At 32.0% G+C, this 21581-nt stretch carries 18 protein-coding genes and 1 other annotated feature; of the genes, 6 read left to right on the top strand and 12 right to left on the bottom strand.

Annotated features, from left to right (window positions below; translation table 11 throughout):
* Positions 1-39 precede the first annotated feature (39 nt).
* From FYJ33_RS04805 to FYJ33_RS04790, 4 genes are all read right to left on the bottom strand, one after another.
* Positions 40-1716, bottom strand: coding sequence for a putative ABC transporter permease subunit (locus tag FYJ33_RS04805; RefSeq protein WP_154530633.1), 1677 nt, complete (start codon positions 1714-1716; stop codon positions 40-42).
* Positions 1709-2434, bottom strand: a complete 726-nt coding sequence (locus FYJ33_RS04800) for an ABC transporter ATP-binding protein (RefSeq protein WP_154530632.1) — start codon at positions 2432-2434, stop codon at positions 1709-1711. Before FYJ33_RS04800 ends, FYJ33_RS04805 begins: the two co-directional genes overlap by 8 nt.
* Before the next feature lie 150 nt (positions 2435-2584).
* Positions 2585-3115 carry a spore maturation protein gene (locus FYJ33_RS04795; protein WP_154530631.1) on the bottom strand — a complete coding sequence of 177 codons (531 nt, stop codon included), beginning with the start codon at positions 3113-3115 and terminating at the stop codon, positions 2585-2587.
* Positions 3116-3127: 12 nt separating this feature from the next.
* Complete coding sequence (locus FYJ33_RS04790; RefSeq protein ID WP_154530630.1) at positions 3128-3703, bottom strand: nucleoside recognition domain-containing protein; 576 nt, start codon at positions 3701-3703, stop codon at positions 3128-3130.
* A gap of 344 nt (positions 3704-4047) precedes the next feature.
* Between FYJ33_RS04790 and FYJ33_RS04785 the strand changes: the two genes are divergently transcribed.
* On the top strand, positions 4048-4233 hold the full coding sequence (locus FYJ33_RS04785) for a hypothetical protein (protein WP_154530629.1): 186 nt from the start codon (positions 4048-4050) through the stop codon (positions 4231-4233).
* A gap of 279 nt (positions 4234-4512) precedes the next feature.
* On the opposite strand, the gene FYJ33_RS04780 is transcribed toward FYJ33_RS04785, so the two are convergent.
* From FYJ33_RS04780 to ileS, 4 genes are all read right to left on the bottom strand, one after another.
* Positions 4513-5883, bottom strand: coding sequence for an MATE family efflux transporter (locus FYJ33_RS04780; RefSeq protein WP_154530628.1), 1371 nt, complete (start codon positions 5881-5883; stop codon positions 4513-4515).
* 245 nt (positions 5884-6128) lie between these two features.
* On the bottom strand, positions 6129-7127 hold the full coding sequence (locus FYJ33_RS04775; RefSeq protein WP_154530627.1) for a LacI family DNA-binding transcriptional regulator: 999 nt from the start codon (positions 7125-7127) through the stop codon (positions 6129-6131).
* Positions 7128-7493: 366 nt separating this feature from the next.
* Entirely contained in the window at positions 7494-7796 is a 303-nt protein-coding gene (locus FYJ33_RS04770; RefSeq protein WP_154530626.1) for a GNAT family N-acetyltransferase, read from the bottom strand.
* 34 nt (positions 7797-7830) lie between these two features.
* Entirely contained in the window at positions 7831-10944 is a 3114-nt protein-coding gene (gene ileS / locus FYJ33_RS04765) for an isoleucine--tRNA ligase (protein WP_154530625.1), read from the bottom strand.
* An 82-nt stretch (positions 10945-11026) separates the two neighbouring features.
* Positions 11027-11297: a binding site (T-box leader), on the bottom strand.
* Positions 11298-11534: 237 nt separating this feature from the next.
* Between ileS and FYJ33_RS04760 the strand changes: the two genes are divergently transcribed.
* The 3 genes from FYJ33_RS04760 to FYJ33_RS04750 all read left to right on the top strand — a co-directional run bounded on the left by FYJ33_RS04760 (position 11535) and on the right by FYJ33_RS04750 (position 13967).
* The gene (locus FYJ33_RS04760; RefSeq protein ID WP_154530624.1) at positions 11535-11759 is read left to right on the top strand and encodes a (2Fe-2S)-binding protein; all 225 of its coding nucleotides are present in this window, start codon (positions 11535-11537) and stop codon (positions 11757-11759) included.
* 191 nt (positions 11760-11950) lie between these two features.
* Complete coding sequence (locus FYJ33_RS04755; RefSeq protein ID WP_154530623.1) at positions 11951-13126, top strand: class I SAM-dependent rRNA methyltransferase; 1176 nt, start codon at positions 11951-11953, stop codon at positions 13124-13126.
* 127 nt (positions 13127-13253) lie between these two features.
* A complete protein-coding gene (locus FYJ33_RS04750; RefSeq protein ID WP_154530622.1) occupies positions 13254-13967 on the top strand; it encodes a hypothetical protein in 714 nt (237 codons plus the stop codon).
* A gap of 95 nt (positions 13968-14062) precedes the next feature.
* Here the strand turns inward: FYJ33_RS04750 and FYJ33_RS16810 are convergent, their stop codons facing one another.
* The 3 genes from FYJ33_RS16810 to FYJ33_RS04735 form a co-directional block, all read right to left on the bottom strand.
* Entirely contained in the window at positions 14063-15016 is a 954-nt protein-coding gene (locus tag FYJ33_RS16810; RefSeq protein ID WP_154530621.1) for a PucR family transcriptional regulator, read from the bottom strand.
* A 13-nt stretch (positions 15017-15029) separates the two neighbouring features.
* The gene (locus FYJ33_RS04740) at positions 15030-16139 is read right to left on the bottom strand and encodes an ABC transporter ATP-binding protein (protein ID WP_154530620.1); all 1110 of its coding nucleotides are present in this window, start codon (positions 16137-16139) and stop codon (positions 15030-15032) included.
* Positions 16140-16247: 108 nt separating this feature from the next.
* Positions 16248-17192 (bottom strand): TIGR01212 family radical SAM protein, encoded by a 945-nt coding sequence (locus tag FYJ33_RS04735; RefSeq protein ID WP_154530619.1) that lies wholly within the window; start codon positions 17190-17192, stop codon positions 16248-16250.
* Positions 17193-17648: 456 nt separating this feature from the next.
* Here FYJ33_RS04735 and FYJ33_RS04730 point away from each other — a divergent pair, with 456 nt between their 5' ends.
* Complete coding sequence (locus FYJ33_RS04730) at positions 17649-18719, top strand: YkvI family membrane protein (RefSeq protein ID WP_154530618.1); 1071 nt, start codon at positions 17649-17651, stop codon at positions 18717-18719.
* 264 nt (positions 18720-18983) lie between these two features.
* Positions 18984-19904 carry a radical SAM protein gene (locus FYJ33_RS04725; RefSeq protein ID WP_235900774.1) on the top strand — a complete coding sequence of 307 codons (921 nt, stop codon included), beginning with the start codon at positions 18984-18986 and terminating at the stop codon, positions 19902-19904.
* Positions 19905-20234: 330 nt separating this feature from the next.
* Here FYJ33_RS04725 and FYJ33_RS04720 read toward each other — a convergent pair whose 3' ends face one another.
* Positions 20235-21554 carry a peptidoglycan-binding domain-containing protein gene (locus tag FYJ33_RS04720; protein WP_154530617.1) on the bottom strand — a complete coding sequence of 440 codons (1320 nt, stop codon included), beginning with the start codon at positions 21552-21554 and terminating at the stop codon, positions 20235-20237.
* Positions 21555-21581 lie beyond the last annotated feature (27 nt).

Below are 21581 nucleotides of genomic sequence, written 5' to 3'. Positions count from 1 at the left end.
AACGGCCCTGTTTAATTTTAATAAACTTTTCATTTTATATTATTCTATAGATGCAAATCTTTTTACTCCATAATTAGAGAGTACGTAATATGCAGCAACATTGATCGCTGCAAGAATTGCAAGTATTACTAATATATTAATCCATAATCCCTTATCAATAAGCAGTATTGTAGGAAGAATTCCAAGTGCAAGTATTACTGCTGATATTGCAAAAGCAAAAAATGGATTAAAGTTCTGCTTTACAGCCTGTTCTTCTGTATTCCATGAAAGTTTTGGCTTCATAACATCTATTAATAGAGCTACTATTGATGCAAATGATGAAATAAGAAGTGTAATCAGTAATGATGCTATAAATAAAATCGCATTAAGCTTTAATAAGATTTCTACTATAGCTAATATTAAAATTAATGATATAGCACTTATGCTAAATGATACTATAAGTTTTGCATCAAGCTGTTTCTTATAATCAACTGGTATATATTTTGATACATATATACTACTTCCTTCTCTCGAAATAGCTGTACCTGATGCAGGCGCTACTGCTACTGTAAAAGCACTGATTGCATAAATTATCATAAGTGTTATAATCTGTGCACCTTCACTTGATGCAATAGTACTAGCAAGTCCTCCAAGTTGACTGAAGAGATTGCCTGACAAGAATACAGGAATGCAGCATATTGGAACAAGTAAAACTGTTGAGCCGCAGTTCATCAAATAAACTGGAGTTCTTAAAATAATCTTTATTTCTCTTTTAACAAGTGCTATAAGTGGACTATTTGTATCTGTAGACTTTTCAAATTGTTCACTAGATATCTTTTTCTTTTTTGATACAGAACCAGATGAACTCATTGCACCTTTAAGATATAAAGCATCTGATAGTACCATATAAATTCCAAGTGCAGCTACTATTATAACAAAAAGAATAAGCAGGTTTATAATTCCTTCGCTTGATCCTGATAAAACAATAGCCTTAGTTGATGACTTAACATTTACAAAAATAGTTGCTATAGAATTTATAAGTTCGTTTTTGCTTTGTAAAATATTTTGTAGAGCTTCTGGTGAATTTGCGTTTTTTCCTACACTTTGTGTAAATATATTTATTCCTACTCCAAAACCAATACCTATAAATGATCCTACAATAGTAAAAGCATCTTTATGTTTTACAAGTCCTGAAAATCTCATTATAGGCATTATTATAATAGCTGATAATAATATAGGTACAATCGGTGTAACAAGAAATACTATCACTGCAGCAACATAAAACATTACTCCAGGGTTACTGTTAATAATCCATACAGCATATGCTGGAATTAGTATAAAAGCTGAAATTAAATATTCTCCAAAAAGAATATATAAAAACTTTGCTATAGTTATTTCTCTTGCTTTAAATGGCATAGGCAACAGATACTCTATATCCTTTGAAAAGAATAGTATCGAAGCTATGCTGAACATTGAAAATATAAATATAACCATACTTACTGAACTAAGGACAAATGTCATCAGATATCCTTCCTGATTTAAAGCCTTAAATGATCCATAAACATTATTTAGAAGTGTAAATATTAATCCTATAAGTGGTAAAAAACAGATACAGATTAGAAGATACATTAAGCCATTCCCAATCTTTGCACTCTTTTTCTTTTTGTTGCTATCTGAGGCGAACGAATTTCCTCCTGTTTTTAAAAATACTTTAGTTAATAAAAGAATATTATGCATTTTCAGTCATCTCCAAGAACATTTTTTCAAGTGACTCATTTTCCTTAAAGTGTTCTTTCATTTCGTTCAGTGTTCCACAGAATAGAACTTTACCTTTATTTATAATAGCAACTCTGTCACAGACTTTTTCTGCAACTTCAAGAACATGTGTAGAAAATAATACTGTATTTCCATTATCAGCATGCTGTCTCATCATAGTCTTAAGATCAAAAGATGATTTAGGATCAAGACCAGTCATTGGTTCATCAAGTATCCAGATTCTTGGGTTATGAACAAGCGTACCCATGATAACAATCTTCTGTCTCATACCATGAGAGTAACTCATAATCTTATCTCCCAAGGCACTTTCCATATCAAAAACTTTAGCAAGTTCAGCTATTCTTTGCTTTCTATCTTCTTTTGAAACCTGATAAACATCTGCCATGAAATTAAGATATTCAATTCCCTTTAATCTTAAGAACATATCTGGACTGTCTGGAACAAATCCAAACAACTTCTTTGCTTCAAGAGAGTTGTCCTTTATGCTTTTTCCATTAAGCTTTATTTCACCTTCAGTAATATCGATAATTCCTGTAAGCATTTTTATTGTAGTAGTCTTTCCAGCACCATTTGGTCCAAGAAGTCCAAATATCTCACCGTCTCTAATATCCATACTTATATTATCAACAGCTTTATATGTCTTGTTATAGACCTTAGTTACATTTGATATTTCTATCATTATTATTTTCCCCCTTTATTTCTTTAATAGAAACCAGTAAACATATTTTAATTTTTCAATTTTCTATTTAGAATTATAAATATATTTTACTATATAAGAGCAGAAATTCCATATATTTTTTTTAAACTTTAAGAATTCTTAATGTTTTACTTAACATTTTCCAAAAAATAGATTGACAAAAAATATAGCACTTATTATGGCAAATACATCTGCACTTACTGCTGCCAGCAAAGTATGACGTATCTTTTTTATCTTCACAGCTCCAAAATAAACAGTTATTGTATAGAAAATAGTCTCTGTTGTGCCCATTATGACTGAAGCCAGCAGTCCTATATGGCTATCTGGTCCATACTGCTTTAAGATATCTGTAAGTACTCCAAGTGCTCCGCTTCCAGAAAGGGGCTTGATAGCGACAAGTGGCACAAGTTCAGAAGGAAGTCCAATAAATGAAGTTATCGGCCTTAAAAAATTATTTATAATGTTAAGCAGTCCTGAATCCCTGAAAATCCTGATGACAATTATCATTGCTAAGAGATATGGAAAAATACTCAGGCATACCATCAGACCTTCTTTTGCTCCTTCGATAAACCATTCATAAACTTTTCTGCCTCTGATCATTCCATATGTTATTACTATACCTGCGATGATTGGTATTATACTTTTCAACAGATAATTAAACATGACTACTCCTTTCTAAAAATATTTTTCAACTATTTTGCAGATAATGATTCCGACAATCGCCGCTATAGTAGTTGATAATATGGCTGGTATTATTATAGCTGCCGGATTTTTAGAGCCTGCTGAAGCTCGTATTGAAATGATTGTAGAAGGAACCAGCTGAATACATGAAGCATTCATCACAAGAAAAAGCGCCATATCATTTGATGCAACACCTTTCTCATCATTTAGCCTGTCCATTTCTTCCATAGACTTTATGCCAAATGGGGTAGCCGCATTAGAAAGTCCAAGCATATTGGCAGTAAGATTCATAACTATTGCTCCAAGAGCTTTATCATCCTTACCAGCTATTTTAAACAATCTTCTTAGGATAGGTCTAAGGAGCTTTGCAAGTATTTCAGTAAAACCACTCTTTTCAGCAACTTTCATAATTCCACACCAAAAGCACATTATCCCCACAAGTCCTATAATCAGATTTGTGGTAGACTGAGCTGAATCTATTATTCCCGTTGAAATTACTTCTCCTTTTCCTGTAAAAATCCCAAAACATATGCCGAAAAAAAGCAAAAAAAACCATATATAATTAATCATACTGTATTCTCCTTTTTATTTTTTTAATTATGTATCTAAGGTATCATTTAACTAATTTATATAACTTATACCTATAAAGTATGCTGTGCAGAAGAGGTCAAAAGTCACAGGTACAAGGTAAGGAAATATTTCATGAGACCATCACATGAAATAAAAAGTTTTAATGGAGGCCTGCCTACAAACCACTATAATATGCAAATTTAGAGGCTTGGATAAATCAACGTTAATGCTATAGTTCTTTTTTATTTATATTAATCATTAATTTATATGCCTTGAAAACAATATTTAGTCATGATACCATAAAAGTATCTACTTATTTTAAAGATGAAAAGGAGAACCTTGATATGAAAGAAAATAACTTAAAAATAGCTCAACAAGATATAGAAGATGCTTTAAAAGCAATCGAAGATATAGAGAAAGTTATAGATTCAAATAGTCTGGAAAAAGAAATGCTTAAAGCAAAATTCGTAACACTTACAGAAAAGGTTCAAAAAGTTGAAGAAATATTAAAATCAGAAGGAATTTTATAGAAAAAAGTTCGCAAGACATATTCCGAGGTCTTTGTCGCTAACACGCTACAGGTCGCTTCTACATATATCTTGCAAACCCTAGATTACTAAAGCACAAAATTGCATCATTACATATTTTAAATTATTCTATAAACTCTTTAATTTCATGTACAAAAAAGGAGTGGTCACAATAAATGTGACTACTCCTTTTTTGAAGTGAATAATATGGTTTATTGATGCAAATGGGGATTTCATCCCCTCATTAGCATTATTAACTAAAGCGTTTATTTTATACATATTTTAACTTATTTTTAGTTCTTTTGTTTCACTTTCTTTTCCTAATTTTCTAATCTGTTTTATGAATATTGTTATTGTTATTATAAATGCAAGTGTATCACTTACTGGACCTGCCAGCCATACACCATTTAACTCAAAAAATCTAGGAAGTATCAGTATACATGGTACTAACAAGAACACCTGTCTTAATAGACTTAAAAACATTGATATTTTTGCCTTTCCTATACACTGGAAGTAATTTGTTTCTATTATCTGCACACCTATTAGCGGGAATGATGCAAGATATATTCTTATTCCGTTTTCAGTCATTTCAAGCAGTGACGGATCTGAATTAAAGAACTTAATCAGTACATCCGGTATAAATTCTACTGCTAAGAATCCTGCTACAACTAACATAGTTGCTGCAATCTGCGGATATTTAACAGCTTGCTTTACTCTATCATACTTCTTGGCACCATAGTTATAACCTATGATTGGCTGCATTCCCTGGTTAAGTCCGAATATTGGCATCAGGAATATTGTTGATATACTATTGATAATAGTCATACCTCCAACAGCATTATCACCACCATATTTAAGTAGCGCATTATTAGAAATAACCTGCACAAGACTAGCCGCCAGTTGCATACTAAATGGTGATATACCAATTTCAAATATGCTAAGTACAAGCTTTAACTTTAATTTTAAATTCTTAACTCTTATCTTTAAACTGCTTTTTCCTTTTGTGAAATAATATAATCCCCATACAGCGGAACAGAATTGAGCAATTATAGTTGCAATAGCTCCACCTTTAACTCCCATTCCTAATACAAAAATAAACACAGGGTCTAACACAATATTAGTAATTGCACCTATAAGCATTGATGCCATGGCAATAGCGGGACTGCCATCTGCTCTTATTGAATGATTAAGTCCAAAACTAAGAATGTTGAATATTGTACCTGCAAAAATAATCTGCATATAATCCTGTGCATAACCAATTGTCTTATCACTTGCTCCAAAAAGCCCCAATATAGGTCTTCCAAATAAAAGGCCTATTATTGTTATAGCTACACTTAAGATTATTATAAGCGTTATTGCATTACCTAAAATATTTTCTGCTTCCTGCCTCTTACCTTGACCTAATCTTATAGAAATAATTGAAGCAGTACCTATACCTACTAACATACCAAATGCAAGAATTATTGTAGATAACGGTAATGTAATACCAACACCTGTTATTGCTAGATTTCCTACCCCCAGTATATGACCTATAAATATTCTGTCAATAATATTGTACAATGCATTTACAAGCATTCCAACAATAGCAGGTATTGAAAACTTTAATAATAAACTTGTTACTTTCTGCTCTCCTAACGCCTTCTGTCTATCCATAGCTCCTCCTATACTTTACGCAAATAATCCCATCGCTTTAAAGTTTATAAAAAAAAATATTTCTATGAATTTATTCAAGGAAATACTTATCATTACTCTTCTTCAACTTTACATACTACATATCGTAACATACACAAAATTAATTATCAATTATAAAGATTTCTAAGACATATCTCGATGCAATTTCTTATGCATTGAAAAAGTCCGCCATAATCAATGACAGACTTTTTATAAATTAATTAAGATTATTTACAGCTGTTTCTTTCAACAATCTTATGATCAAGAATATAATGCTGCTGTTCTACTTCTTTCTTATTAACAAGTTTTATAAGCATTCTCATTGCAATTGAACCCATATCATACATTGGTTCAGCAACTGTAGTTATCTTTGGATAGAATACTTCAGACATATTTATATTTGAGAATCCTATTACACTTACGTCTTCTGGAACTCTCTTTCCATGATCTCTTAATGCATTTATAGCTCCCATAGCGATTTCATCTGATGAACATACTACTGCATCAAAATCTTTTTTACTTTCAAGAAACTTTTCTATTCCGTTATATCCAGTCTTAACTTTAAATCCATCAAAATATCTTAAGTCTTCGTCTAATTCAAGTCCGTTCTCTAATAATGCTTTTTCATATCCCTTATATCTCTTAGTAACTGCATTTACTTCTTCCTGCTTTGTTCCTATAAATGCAATCTTTTTAGCTCCCTTATCTATAAGGTACTTCGTTGAATCATATAATGCCTGTATATCATCAATTGTTACACTTGGGAATATGCCCTTCTCATCTTTAGTTTCTACAAGTACAGTTTTCAAATCAAGATCATTAACAAGATTTATAGTTTTTTCTTCTAATGAAATACTCATATATAAAAGTCCATCAACCATTTTTTCTTTTAGGACTCTTAAATATTCTTTTTCTTTATCCATATCATAATCAGAATTACAAAGAATTATATTATAATCATAGATATTAGCAACATCTTCTGCACCTCTAACTATTTCAGGATAAACCTGGCTTGATATATCTGGTACAAGTATTCCTATAGTTTTAGTTCTCTGAGTTTTTAAACTTCTAGCTACTATGTTAGGTCTATAGCCTAAATCTTTAATTGCATCTAAAACCTTTTTCTTAGTCTCTTCGTTTACAACATCTATATCATTAAGCACTCTTGATACTGTTGCGATAGAAACTCCAGCTTCCCTAGCAACATCTTTAATTGATACCGCCATTTAATCAACTCCTAACTTTTGAAATTGTTTCAATAAGTATTTATTATATACATTAAATTAACTTTAAGCAATATTTTCCGTCAATCCTTGTAGAATTAAGATGAAATTATGTTTTATCTTGCTTATTAAACGTTTTCTAAATTTAGTATAATGTTATTTTTTGTTATTTTCAATTAACAGACTGTAAATTTCAAAAATTCTAATCTATCTATATATATCTTAATCATTTTTAGTTACTTTATACAAAAAATCTATCCTCAAGAAACTCTAGAAGCAAGCCAGAAGCCGTCACTTTTCTTCCGAAAAAACAAGACTACGCTGAGAAGCACTAATATCCTTCTTTAGTCAGCCATAAGCATAAAATGTTTATATTAAATACATTTTTAAATAACTGTTAATTTTAAATAATGTACCATTCAATTTATAATCTTCCCTCATTGTAACCATAAATCCTCTTTTTCGATATTTTTTATTTAACACATAACCTATCTTTAGCTTCTTATTAATATAATTAAAACTATGCAGTGCTATAAATCCAATAAGCTTGTCCTCTTCGGTCGCAAATATTCCTAAGTATATAGCATTTTCATCCTGTTCTCTTATCTCTGCTCTCATATCTTTAATCTTTTTCAGTTTATCTATCTTATTATAGAAAAAAGCCAGAGGCAATTCCCTCCGGCTTTTTCATTAGTATATTTACAAACTAGTTTTTCTTAACAGCTATCTTTAAGTCTTCTCCGTTGATTGAGTATTCAGTGTAATCTGCATCCTCATTGAAGAATATAGTATCTGTTAAAGTATCATTCTTAAGTGATTCTTCATACTTCTTGATAACATCGATAAGCATATCGTTGCCTGCAACATAAAGATTGATTCTATCTAAGACTTCGAATCCACTTTCTTTTCTCATATTCTGAACCTTAGAAAGAATTTCTCTTACGTATCCTTCTTCCTTAAGTTCTGGAGTAATATGAGTATCTAGGACAACTCCAAGCTCGCCTTCTCCAGCGAAAGCATATCCTTCTTTACCTTGCATTGTTACAAGAAGACTTTCCTTAGTTAAATCGATCTTAGTTCCCTGAACTTCTATTGTTACAGTCTTACCATTATTGATATCCTGAGCTAAAGTCATCTGATTCATTTCTGATAAAGCTTTTCTTATTCCTGGTATTAACTTACCATAAGCTCTTCCAAGCACAGGGAGGTTAGGCTTAATTTCAAAGTTAACATGTTCAGATAAGTCAGCTCCAACTTCTAATGACTTAACATTAAGTTCATCCATTACGATATCTTCATAATACTTAGGAAGAGTATCTACAGAAACTGAAATCTTGCTTAATGGCTGTCTGTTCTTGATATTAGCAGCATTTCTTGCGCTTCTTCCAAGTTTACAGATTGCGTAAGCTAAATCCATTTCCTTTTCAAGATCTTTGTTTATAAGCTCTTCGTGAGCTACTGGCCATGTACATAAATGAACACTTTCTGGAGCGTTATTATCTAATGACTTAACAAGACTCTGATAAATGCTTTCTGTCATAAATGGTATGAATGGTGCTGCAACCTTTGATAAAGTAACAAGTACTGTATATAAAGTTGTGTAAGCTCCTATCTTACTATCGTCAAGTTCTGTAGTCCAGAATCTTGCTCTGTTTCTTCTTACATACCAGTTAGATAAAGTATCAACAAAATCTTCAATTGATAAAGCAGCTTGAGTTATCTTGTAATTATCAAGACAATCAGAAACAGTCTTAATTAATGTATTTAACTTAGATAATATCCACTTATCCATAGCATTATCTGACTTAAAGCCCTGGTACTTAGTAGCATCAAACTTATCAAGATCAGCATATAGAACATAGAATGAATATACATTCCATAATGTACTTAAGAATCTTCTCTGAGTATCAGCAACATCTTCCTTAGAGAATCTTGTTGGAAGCCATGGTGCACTTGAAGTATAGAAATGCCATCTTGTAGCATCTGCTCCTACAGTATCAAGAACATCGTTTGGTGCAACAACATTTCCCTTTGACTTAGACATCTTTAAGCCCTTCTTATCAAGAACGTGACCTAAAACTATACAGTTTTCAAATGGTGCTTTATCAAATAATGCAGTTGAAACAGCAAGTAATGTGTAAAACCATCCTCTTGTCTGGTCAACAGCTTCTGATATGAACTGTGCTGGGAAGTTCTTTTCAAATACTTCCTTGTTTTCAAATGGATAATGATGCTGTGCAAATGGCATAGATCCTGAATCAAACCAGCAGTCTATAACTTCGTGAGTTCTAACCATTTCCTTTCCACAATGTGGACATTTTAAATGAACATTATCTATATATGGTTTGTGTAATTCTATATCAGCAGGAACATCTATTCCTTTTTGTTTTAATTCTTCAATACTTCCAATACATTCTTGATGACCACATTCACAGTTCCATATTGGAAGTGGTGTACCCCAGTATCTATCTCTTGATATACCCCAGTCAATAACATTTTCAATGAACTTTCCAAATCTTCCTGTCTTTATATTATCAGGCATCCAGTTGATTCCATTATTGTTTTTCATTAACTGATCTCTTAAAGCTGTAGTCTTAACGAACCAGCTTTCCTTTGGATAATAAAGAAGTGGTGTATCGCATCTCCAGCAATGTGGATATGAGTGAAGATGTCTTTCAGCTTTGATAAGCTTATTGTTTTCTTCAAGCCACTTGCAGATACTTTCATCACATTTCTTAACGAATTTTCCTGCCCAAGGAGTAACTTCATCAACAAACTTACCTTCTTTATCAACAAGGTTAATGAATGTTATGCCGTTCTTCTTAGCAACAATATTATCGTCTTCACCGTAAGCTGGTGCAATATGAACTATACCAGTACCATCTGTTAATGTTACATAATCACCATGAATTACTTCAAATGCTTTTCCCTCAACTTTTGCAAAAGGCATAAGTTGTTCATATTTAACTCCAAGAAGTTCTTCACCCTTGAATTCTCTTACTATTTCAATATCTTCGCCAAGAACTTTTTCTGCAAGATCCTTAGCAACAACATATACTTCATCATTATCTTTAACTTTTACTTCAGCATAAGTATAAGTCTTATTTACTGCTAAAGCTAAGTTTGAAGGTAAAGTCCAAGGTGTAGTTGTCCAAGCAAGTATATACTTGTTGTCTTCTCCCTTAACCTTAAATTTAACTGTTGCAGTTAAATCTTTAACATCTTTGTATCCTTGTGCAACTTCATGTGAAGAAAGAGCAGTTCCACATCTTGGGCAGTAAGGCATAACCTTGTGTCCTTCATATAGAAGACCTTTATCCCACATTTGCTTTAAAGCCCACCATACAGATTCAATATAGTTATTATCATAAGTAATATATGGATTTTCCATGTCTACCCAGTATCCTATCTTATCAGACATTTCTTCCCACATATGTACATATGTAAATACACTTTCCTTACATTCTTTAACGAATTTTTCAACTCCGTGTTCTTCTATCTGCTGTTTTCCTGAAATTCCAAGTTTCTTTTCTATTTCAAGTTCAACAGGTAATCCGTGAGTATCCCATCCTGCTTTTCTTATAACATTATATCCCTGCATTACTTTATATCTTGGGATTAAGTCTTTCATAACTCTTGTTAATATATGACCAACGTGTGGCTTACCATTTGCTGTTGGAGGTCCATCAAAAAAAGTAAAGCTCTCGCCATCTGGGTTGGCATTAAGGCTTTTCTTTATTACATCATGTTCTTTCCATTCTTTTAAAACGTCTTGTTCTAATTTTACGAAACCTTCTGAGGCATCATATTTTTTATACATTACCCTTTCTCCTTTCATATTTAAGAAATATCTCAATCATATATAATTGATTTTTCTTGCTAAAATAAAAAAACTTCATCCTAACAAGGACGAAGTTATATTCGCTATACCACCTATAGATTATAGTCTGTTTTATCCTTCGACATTTTATCATGCATCGAAACTATACAGAACTCCATTCAAGCACATTATAATGCTCTATTCTTTAACGCAGAATTACGAGATAAGCTTAATTGAACTCTTTCAGCCTCCAACTCATAGGTGATTTTCCTTAAATCAAACTACAGCTTTACACCAACCAACTGCTCTCTATAAGATTAAGTTTAAGTACTTTTCCTAATCATAGTTTTTTCATTTATTAAATTATATAATACTGTATTTTTATTGTCAAATATTTTCAATACATATTATTATATATCTTTATAATTTAATGCACTTATTATTTATGTATAATTAATTTGATTATATTAAATTAAATTTTTTCAAGAATAATTGCTATTGCTTGTTGACTTTCTTGTCGAAATATGTTTAAATAAGTTCATAGGATTTCCCCATAGGGATATTCGAGTTATTTTTAGGAGGATTTCGTTATGAATAATAATGTTAATCCAGAAATAATGGATAAACTAACTAAGGTTTGTTTATGCAGAGCGATCAATAGATCCACAATAAAAAACGCCATACGTAAAGGCGCTTTAACTCTAGACGAAGTCAGAGAAGCAACTGGTGCATTAAGTGGCAGCTGCAAAGGATCAAGATGTTCATATAAGATCAGTGAACTTATTGAAAGCTATAAAAATAACGAATGGTCTTAAAATAATCCCCTTAAACCCTATTTAATTTTCCCTATATCCCATAATTGAAATAGTTTGAAGAGCATGTTATCCCCTTAGCATGCTCTTTTCGCATACTTTTTATTTTAAATATATTTCGGTGTACAAGCTCTCTATTTCCAAACACTGTATTTGTGATATAATTTATTTAGTTTAAAATTAGGAGGCACAATATGACAAGTAAATTCTTTTTATTTAAAGGTGCAGGAAGAAAAGCTCAAGCTGGTAGACCATGGATATATGTGGACGAAATAGAAGCATATGATGGTGACTACGAGAACGGCGATATCGTTGATGTATATGATTTTAAAAATGTATTTATAGGCAGAGGCTATGTAAATGACCAATCAAAAATAACAGTAAGAATCATGACAAGAGATATAAATGAAGAGATAAATGAAGAATTCTTCAGAAAGAGATTCAAACTTGCATGGGATTACAGAAAAAAGGTAATAGACACTTCAAGCTGCAGATTTATATTCGGGGAAGCAGATTTTCTTCCAGGGCTTACAGTAGATAAGTTTGAAGATTATTATGTAGTACAGATTTCTACTCTAGGAATGGAACGTTACAGGGACATTGTCACTAAAATTCTTGTAGAAGAATACGGCGCAAAAGGTGTATATGAGAGAAGTGACCTTGCAACAAGAGAACTTGAAGGCCTTCAGCAAAGAAAGGGCTTCCTTACAGATGAATTTGACACAATGGTTCAGATTGAGGAAAATGGCGTTAAATACTACGTTGATATAAAAGACGGACAAAAGACTGGCTTCTTCTTAGACCAGAAGGAAAACAGAAAAGCAATTCAAAAACTTTGTAAAGGTGCAGATGTTCTTGACTGTTTTACTCACACTGGCTCATTCGCATTAAACGCAGGAATTGCTGGCGCAAAATCTGTACTTGGTGTTGATGTTTCTCAGCACGCAGTTGATTTTGCCAACAAGAATGCAGAACTAAATGGCTTACAAGATACAGTTAAATTCGAATGCCACAATGCATTTAATGTACTTCCTCAGTGGGCAAAAGAAGGCAGACAGTATGACGTAGTTATACTTGATCCTCCAGCATTCACAAAATCTAAAAATACAATTAAGAATGCTACAAAAGGATACAAAGAAATTAATATAAGAGGAATAAGACTTGTTAAAAAAGGCGGTTTCTTCATAACATGTTCATGCTCACACTACATGAGTGAAAAACACTTTAAAGAAACTATCTTTAAAGCAGCAAGTGATGCACACAGACAATTAAGACAGATTGAATTCAGGACTCAGGCTGCTGACCACCCAATATTATGGACTGCAGACGAATCTTACTACTTAAAGTTTATAATATTCCAGGTAATCTAAAAATATAGATTTTTCAAAACACATTCTGTAATTTTCAGGATGTGTTTTTTTATATTTTAGTTATTTACTTCGATATAATATCTATAAATATATACTAATATATATTTTAAAAAGGGGTCATAAAACTATGGAAGTAGAAAGAGTCACTGATGATGATTTTAAATATCTTAAATTCAAGGAAAGTTCAATTCACAACACTGCCTTTATTGCAAAGGAAAATGACGTTGTCATGGGAATTTTTGAATACAGCATATTTAACACTGTAACGCAGATACTCAACATTTCTTTTCATCACTGCATAGAAGATAAAAGTAAGTTGTTCGCTGCATTTATCAACGAATTATTTTACTGGAATCCTTACATTACAGAAATAATTGCAGGTGATGACATAATAAGCAGTTCAATATTGTACAATTATGGATTTAAGAAATATAAAAGGTGGATTTATAAAAATAAACGTGCTACCAGTATTGTAAAGTTAAACATAAACAGCATTATTCCCGAACAACTTACAGTAAATATTGAAAAAGTTAAAAATGCAGCTTCATGGATTAAATCACCTAAAGATATAATTGTAGGATTTATCTATATTAATGGTCTGCCTGTAGTTATTGATGGCTATTCAAGACTTACCGTTGCATATTTGAAAAAGCTTGATTATGTCTATGGTTATGAAGACAAACCAGCTGACAGTATGATGAAATTCTATAAAGAATGTTTAAGATGGTGTAGAGAAGCAGGAATAAATTCTATCAAAGACTTATCAGAAAGACTTGTCAGTCCAGAAGAACACCAGAAAATATGGGTAGAGAGATGCTCAGAATATTTTCAGACCCATTAAGAAGCATTTTTATTATAAAAGAACAATAAGCATTATCACAAACTAACAAAGGGGATGTTACACAACTAATTAATTGTGTAACATCCCCTTTTATTTTAATGAATGTTGTTTTTTTCTTTCCATATTAGCAGCGCTATTGTAAAAATAGCGGCCTGCCTAAAATCTCTTATATCATACCCTGTATCTTTTAAAATCTTATCAAGTCTGTATATCAGAGTATTTCTATGTATATAAAGTTTTTTAGCTGTTTCACTTATATTAAGTCCGGCATTTAGAAATTCTTCAACTGTATTGATCATTTCGTTATCAAGTTTTGACAGCTTGTCCTTAAACTTATTATAAATTTCTTCTTTAACATCAAAACTCACATTATATATTGTCTTCTCAAAAAGAAGACTCTCATTGTTATAAATTCTATTCTGAAGATTATACCTTTTACCTATTTCTATATATGACTGCGCACTTTTAAATGATTTCACAAATGCAGTTGTATCACCTTCAAAATTCACATAACTTATATAGCATGATGAAAAAGCATTTGATTCTATCATTTCTTTGATACTTACAGCATGCTCATCTGGATCCTCAAATGTACCAACGATAGCTATGTAATCACCATATACAAAAATAACTATATCTTCTTTCTCATAATATTCTTTAAGAATATTTAAAACTTCATATTTATTCTTGTTAACAGAAATTAAGAACAAAGTACACTTTGAAGATAAAAAAGGAAGAGCACTATACAGTGACTCTGATGTAATGCTCTTTCCTTCTAACATATCAACAAAGATCTTCTCTCTAAGAGAGAAGATTTCTTTGTATTTACTTTCAATAGAATATTTCAGAATAGATGCACATATTTCAAATTCCTTTTTTACATATAAGCTTGCTCTACTTCCTTCAAGCATTAAATCAACGCATTTCAAATCATCAAAGTTTTCATTCTTTATTGAATCGAATAAAACTTCGCCATCTTCTGAAATCAATTTGAAATTCACATTGCTGTTTCTGCTTAAATCTAGCAAGTATTCTTTAAAATTGTACACCGTCTACTTCCTCCTAAAATACAGCTAATTCAGTTTCCTTATCAAATACGTGGCACTTGTCCATATTTAATCCAACTTTAGTGTTATCTCCAACCTGAAGTTTTGTACTTCCATTAGTTCTTAATATTAACTGTTTTCCGTTCTTATTTAAGTAAATGTAGCTTTCAGCTCCCATTAATTCAGTAACTTCAACTTTAGCTGAAACTGTTGAATCTTTATGAGCTTCAGTTAATTCTTGTTCTCCAACTAAGTTTTCTGGTCTGATTCCTAGTAATACGTCTTTTCCAACATATCCTTTAGATTTAATTATAGCTGCTTTGTCAGCTGGTAGAAGAATTTCTTCACCCATAAAATCAGCATACACCTTTCCATCCTTTTCTACAAGCTTAGAATCTACAAAGTTCATCTGAGGGCTTCCTATAAATCCTGCAACAAATACATTTATTGGATGTTCGTAAATTTCTTGTGGAGCTGCAACCTGTTGAACAACACCATCCTTCATAACAACTATTCTAGTACCCATTGTCATAGCTTCAATCTGGTCATGAGTAACATATATGAATGTTGTCTGTAATTTTTTATGAAGTTTAGATATAACAGTTCTCATTTGAACTCTTAGTTTTGCATCTAGGTTTGATAAAGGTTCATCCATTAAGAATACCTTTGGTTCTCTGACGATTGCTCTTCCTAAAGCAACTCTTTGTCTTTGTCCACCAGATAAAGCCTTTGGCTTTCTGTCTAATAAATGTTCTATATCAAGCATCTTAGCTGCTTCTTTAACTTTCTTATCTATTTCTTCTTTTGGAACTTTTCTTAATTTTAATCCAAATGCCATGTTATCGTAAACACTCATGTGTGGATATAACGCATAACTCTGGAAAACCATTGCTATATCTCTATCTTTAGGTGCTACATCGTTAACCATCTTGTCTCCGATCCATAATTCACCTTTTGATATTTCTTCAAGTCCAGCAACCATTCTTAGAGTAGTTGACTTACCACATCCAGATGGTCCAACGAATACAATAAACTCCTTATCTGCTATATCCAAATTAAAATCTGTAACAGCTGTTACATCTCCTGGATAAACTTTATAAATATGTTTTAATGATAAATTTGCCATATTTTTTCCTCCCCGTATCCCATTTATTAAATTTAAGTTGTTATATCTTTTGTATACTTAAATTGTAACCGTTTAATAAGGGTTATTCCATACGCAAATTTAACAAATCTATTTATAGTTATTTGTATGAAAGTCCAAACCTTGGTAATAGTTATTCTTTTCCATGCAATCATCAATTGCATTTAGAACTTCCCACTTTTTAAGACTCCACATCGGTCCAATAAGCGATTGTCTAGGTGCATCACCTGTAAGTCTATGTATAACAATGTGGTCTGGTATCCTTGTTATAGCCTTACATATTAGATTTACATACTGATCCTTTTCTAAAAATTGAAGCTTTCCTTCTTCATATAATTTCACAAGTCTTGTATGTTTCATTAAATGAAGAAGATGAAGCTTTATTCCCTGAATATCGCTATGCGCTAAATGATCAACAGTCGCAATCATATCATCTTCAGTTTCTCCTGGAAGACCAAATATTGCATGAGCAACAACATCTATATTTCTACTTCTAAGCCTCTTTACTGCATCATCAAAAACTTCAAGCTTATATCCCCTATTGATAATCTCTGCAGTCTTGTCATTACTGGTCTGAAGTCCAAGCTCTACCCATATATAAAGCTTTTTGCTCATTTCTTCAAGAAGGTCAAGCACTTCTTCAGAGACACAGTCAGGTCTTGTTGCTATTGCAAGTGCCACAACGCCTTCCTTGCTTATGGCTTCTTCATATTTTCTCCTAAGTTCATCTACTGGTGCGTAGGTATTTGTATATGCCTGAAAATAAGCAATATACTTACCACTGTGCCACTTTTTCTCCATCATGTCTTTTACATTGTCAAACTGATCTGAAATAGATAAAAGTCTGCTGCCGGCAAAATCTCCAGAACCATGTTCACTACAGAATATGCATCCACCTTTAGCAACCTTTCCATCTCTATTAGGACATGTAAAACCACCATCTATAGAAATCTTAAATACCTTTTCTCCAAATTTATGTCTTAAAAAACTATTAAGGGTGTAATATCTCTTGCCACCCCATTTATCAAAATTCATAAAATCACCGTTACCTTTATATTAATAGTTCGATTTAATTTCATCATAATATACAAATCATCTCTACAAACTAAAGTTTGAAAAAGATTAGAGATATGAGAACAGGTTGAAATTTACTCGCTGTGCTTGTAAATTTCTAATTTTAATGGAGGTTTCACCTCCAAACCTCTAAAATCACATTACCTAAAGAGTTTTTAAGAGAAATTTATCCTCTTAATTCGAAACTCCGTAGGAGTTTCATCCTTTTCTCTGCTCTCTTAGTTCTAATCTCTACTCTACAAATTCTCACTTATCGAGCATTATCTTAATCATATATATGTTTTGTATTCCTTAAATCTTTTACCTTTATTATATAATAAAACATAAAAAATAAAGAATGTAAATTTTAGAACATGAATAAAATAGCTAAACAATAAATATATTTTAGTATGATATTACAACTAGGAGTTGATTTTTTTGGATAAGAAAGTTAATACAGTTTTTCAGATAGCGGCTGTTTTTATAGGCACAATTGTAGGAGCAGGCCTAGCATCAGGTAAGGAAACCTCTCAATTTTTCACTTCATACGGATATAAAAGCTACATTGGCATCATAGCTTGTGGTATATTTTATATACTAATATGCTCACTTATTTCTAAGATAAGTGCTGCTAATAATCTTAATTCTTATAGCGATCTTATGTATACAGTAAGCCCAAACTTTTTCAGCAAAATAACAGGTACATTAATTACCTTATATTTAATTTCATCTTCTTCAATAATACTAGCTGGCAGCGGTGCACTTCTTAATCAGTTTTTTGGCATACCAAAGATTGTAGGAACATTAATAATGGCTGTTATTGCTCTTATTACATTATTAAAGGATACATCAGGACTTATTGAAATAAACTCAGTAATAGTACCATCACTTTTAATAGTCATCTTCAGCATCTTTACTCTATATTTACTTCTTGATTCTAAATCCATGACTTTAGAGAATATGAAATCACTACCCCCATTAAAGCCAAATGGTCTTACATGGTCAACAATTATCTATATAGGTTTCAACATAACATGCTGTAGTGGTGTTATTGTCCCATTAAGCACAAAAATAAAAGATAGCAAAAGCATGAAGTATGGAATAATACTTGGTGCCATCGGCCTTACATTACTATGTATAATGATTAATTCAATGTTGCTTGTTAATCAGCCTCATATTTTCAAGTGCGAGATTCCTCTACTTTATGTGGCCGACAGATTTGGAAAACTAATCCAGGCAATACTTCTTATAATTATATGGTGTGAAATGTTTTCCACAGAAGTATCAGATGTTTATTCTATAAGCAGGTCACTAGATACTGCTCTTAATATAAGCTATAAAAAAGCAATATTCCTTGTTATACTAATTGATCTGCCAATTTCACAGATAGGCTTCTCAAACCTTATATCAACACTGTATCCTATCTTTGGATTACTCAGCTTAATCTTTATAGTACAATGCGCCTACTATTACTTTAAACACAGAAAAGAACTTAAAATCAATGCATAGTTCATAACGCATAATTAAGGACAAAATTCGACGCAAAGCTTATGAATTTTAAAAAATGGAGGGATACCCTCCAAACTACCTAATTATAAATAAAAAAAGTTTTAAAGAGGAGAATTCTCCTCTTTTTTCGAAACTCCCGCAAAGGAGTTTCTTCCTATATTTTACATTATACATTCTTACAGAATCTTCACTATTTAATCTCAATTCTAATTCAAATATTGCCTCTTCCTCTATGGTATAATATTTAACAGTGAGGTGTTTTCTTTGGAATCAAATGAATTGGAATTATTAAAAGAGTGCAGACTCTGCATAAGAGACTGCGGAGTAAATAGATTAGAAGGTAAAACCGGCGTATGCCGTTCTACTTCAGATATAGTTATTGCAAGAGCTGCCCTTCATAAATGGGAAGAGCCATGCATTTCAGGTACAAAAGGATCAGGTGCTGTATTTTTTTCAAACTGCAATTTTAGATGTGTATTTTGCCAAAACCATGAAATAAGCCAGGAGAATAAAGGTAAAATTATTTCTATAGAAAGATTAAGTGAAATATTCTTAGAGCTTCAGGATCAAGGTGCAAACAACATCAACCTTGTTACACCTACTCATTTTGTACCACAAATAATAGAAGCATTAAAAATTGCCAAGTCAAAAGGACTTAATCTTCCAGTAGTCTACAACACAAATGGCTATGATACAGTTGAAACTATAAAACTTTTAAATGGTATAGTGGATGTTTATCTACCAGATTTTAAATACTTTAATGATAAATATGCAGCTAAATATTCTTTTGCTCCTAATTACAGCAAAAATGTAGTTGAAGTTATAAGAGAAATGGTTAATCAGGCAGGTAAGCCTCAATTTAATGAAGATGGAATAATGATAAAAGGTGTTATTGTACGACATCTTATGCTGCCAGGACTTCTTTTTGATTCAAAAAAGGTAATAGACTGTATTTACAATAACTTCAAAGATTCAGTTTACATAAGCATTATGAATCAGTATATTCCAATGCACAAAGCATGTAATTACCCAGAAATAAATAAAAGCCTTAATCCAAAGCATTATGATAGCCTTATAGACTATGCTCTAAGCATTGGAGTTAAAAACGGCTTCATACAAGAAAATGGAACAAACGACATATCATTTATTCCACCATTTAATTTTGAGGGAGTAGATCATGATTGATAACTCATTTTTCATAATGCATAGTCTTAGATTTAAAAAGATTGGAGAGCAGAGATAAGAGTATCGGATGAAATTAGTTCGTTTCTCGTACTAATTTCTAAGCTTAAATGGAGGCTTTTTGCTTCCAAACCTCTATATCCTTGATTAATAAAGAGTTCTTAAGAGGAATTCGTCCTCTTATCTTGAAACTCCCCGAAGGAGTTTCATCCTTTTCTCTACTCTCTTACTTCTTATCTCTAATCTAATTAATATCATTCTAATTTAAAATTCGTTAAGCGCAGCGAAATGAACTTTGTCCTTAATTATGAATTATGCGTTATGATTTATGCATTATTCGTAGAAATAGCTAGGAAGTTCTATTCCTAAATACTTGTCATATCTATAATGTTCCTCTTCTTCTACTGGTTCTGACCTTAGTTCAGCTATCTTGCTCACTCCTACATATATAGCTGAAATCTGATACCATGTAGCATAATCAACATCACCTGTTCTTGGAAGAGAGAAAATACTCTGGAATATATCAACAGACTCTGCTGTCTGTTTATTATATACTCCATCTACAGCTACCTTTGGTATCAATGGATAATTATTTGATATTGTGTTTAAATATTCCTGTAACTGTCTTACTGGCACACCGCTTGAGCCTATAGTTAAAATATATCCTGGATAAGAACTTGGTATTCCTTCTACCTTCTCTGCAGTAACCAGTTCTATATCATTACCATAAAAACTCTTTAATATTTCAAATGGAGTTTTCCCTTGATCACCTAGATACTTGCTTCCCCACTGAGTCAACCATCCTGGACATGAAACATTCTTACCGTCACAGTATTGAGTGAAAAGAGGCTGCTTTTTTCCTGGTCTTCTTATATATGTTGAAAAAATTTCATCAACAATAGCACTTATATTATCAAATATATTTCTTCCATAGTTAAATGCCTGGTCATATGCAGTGGAATTTGTAATCTGAAATGGCTTTCCTTTAGCTCGATACCATTCAGTATATACTCTGTTAAGGGCAAATGATACTATACAGAACACATTAGCTCTTATAGTATTATCAGGCCATGTAGGGAATATCTCACTGCTTGCAACATTCTTTACATACTCTTTAAAATCAACAGTATAATTGTTTCCACTAGTATTATTAGGAGTTCCATCATGTACTACTATAAATTCTGGTACTACCGGTTTTTGAAGTACTACGCCAGATGTTGGTGGAGGTAAAATCTTATTAGGGTCTTCAGGTATCTTACTAGGATAATTTCCTACAAGAGTATTAGGAAGTATATTAATCAACTCGCTCTGCCTTGTAGATGTGCTATTTCTAAATCTACATATTTGATAAGCAGTCCTATCAGGATATACTTGACATCCGTTAATTATTATATCCTCAAACCCCTGCCTTTGTACTCTAAGATCACATAATGAATATGGAACCCTATCACTTGGTGTCTCAGAATATTCTCTAGGAGGTGTCTCAATTTCTATTACTTCACTTAACCCAGATGAATCAGTTGTTAACTGTACATCTTTAGTATCAATAACCTGTCCTTCAACCGATCTTCTCGTTATTGTAATGACAGCGCTATCTACTGGTTCAAAAGTATTTCTTACAAAACACTGGCACTTTAATCTTCCTATTGCCATAGCTTTCTCCTTATATATTTTTACTTT

This window comes from Inconstantimicrobium porci, from assembly GCF_009696465.1.
In the GTDB taxonomy this organism is placed as follows: Bacteria; Bacillota; Clostridia; order Clostridiales; family Clostridiaceae; genus Inconstantimicrobium; species Inconstantimicrobium porci.
Note: the sequence above shows the minus strand (reverse complement) of the source record. Positions and strands in the feature narration are given on the sequence as shown.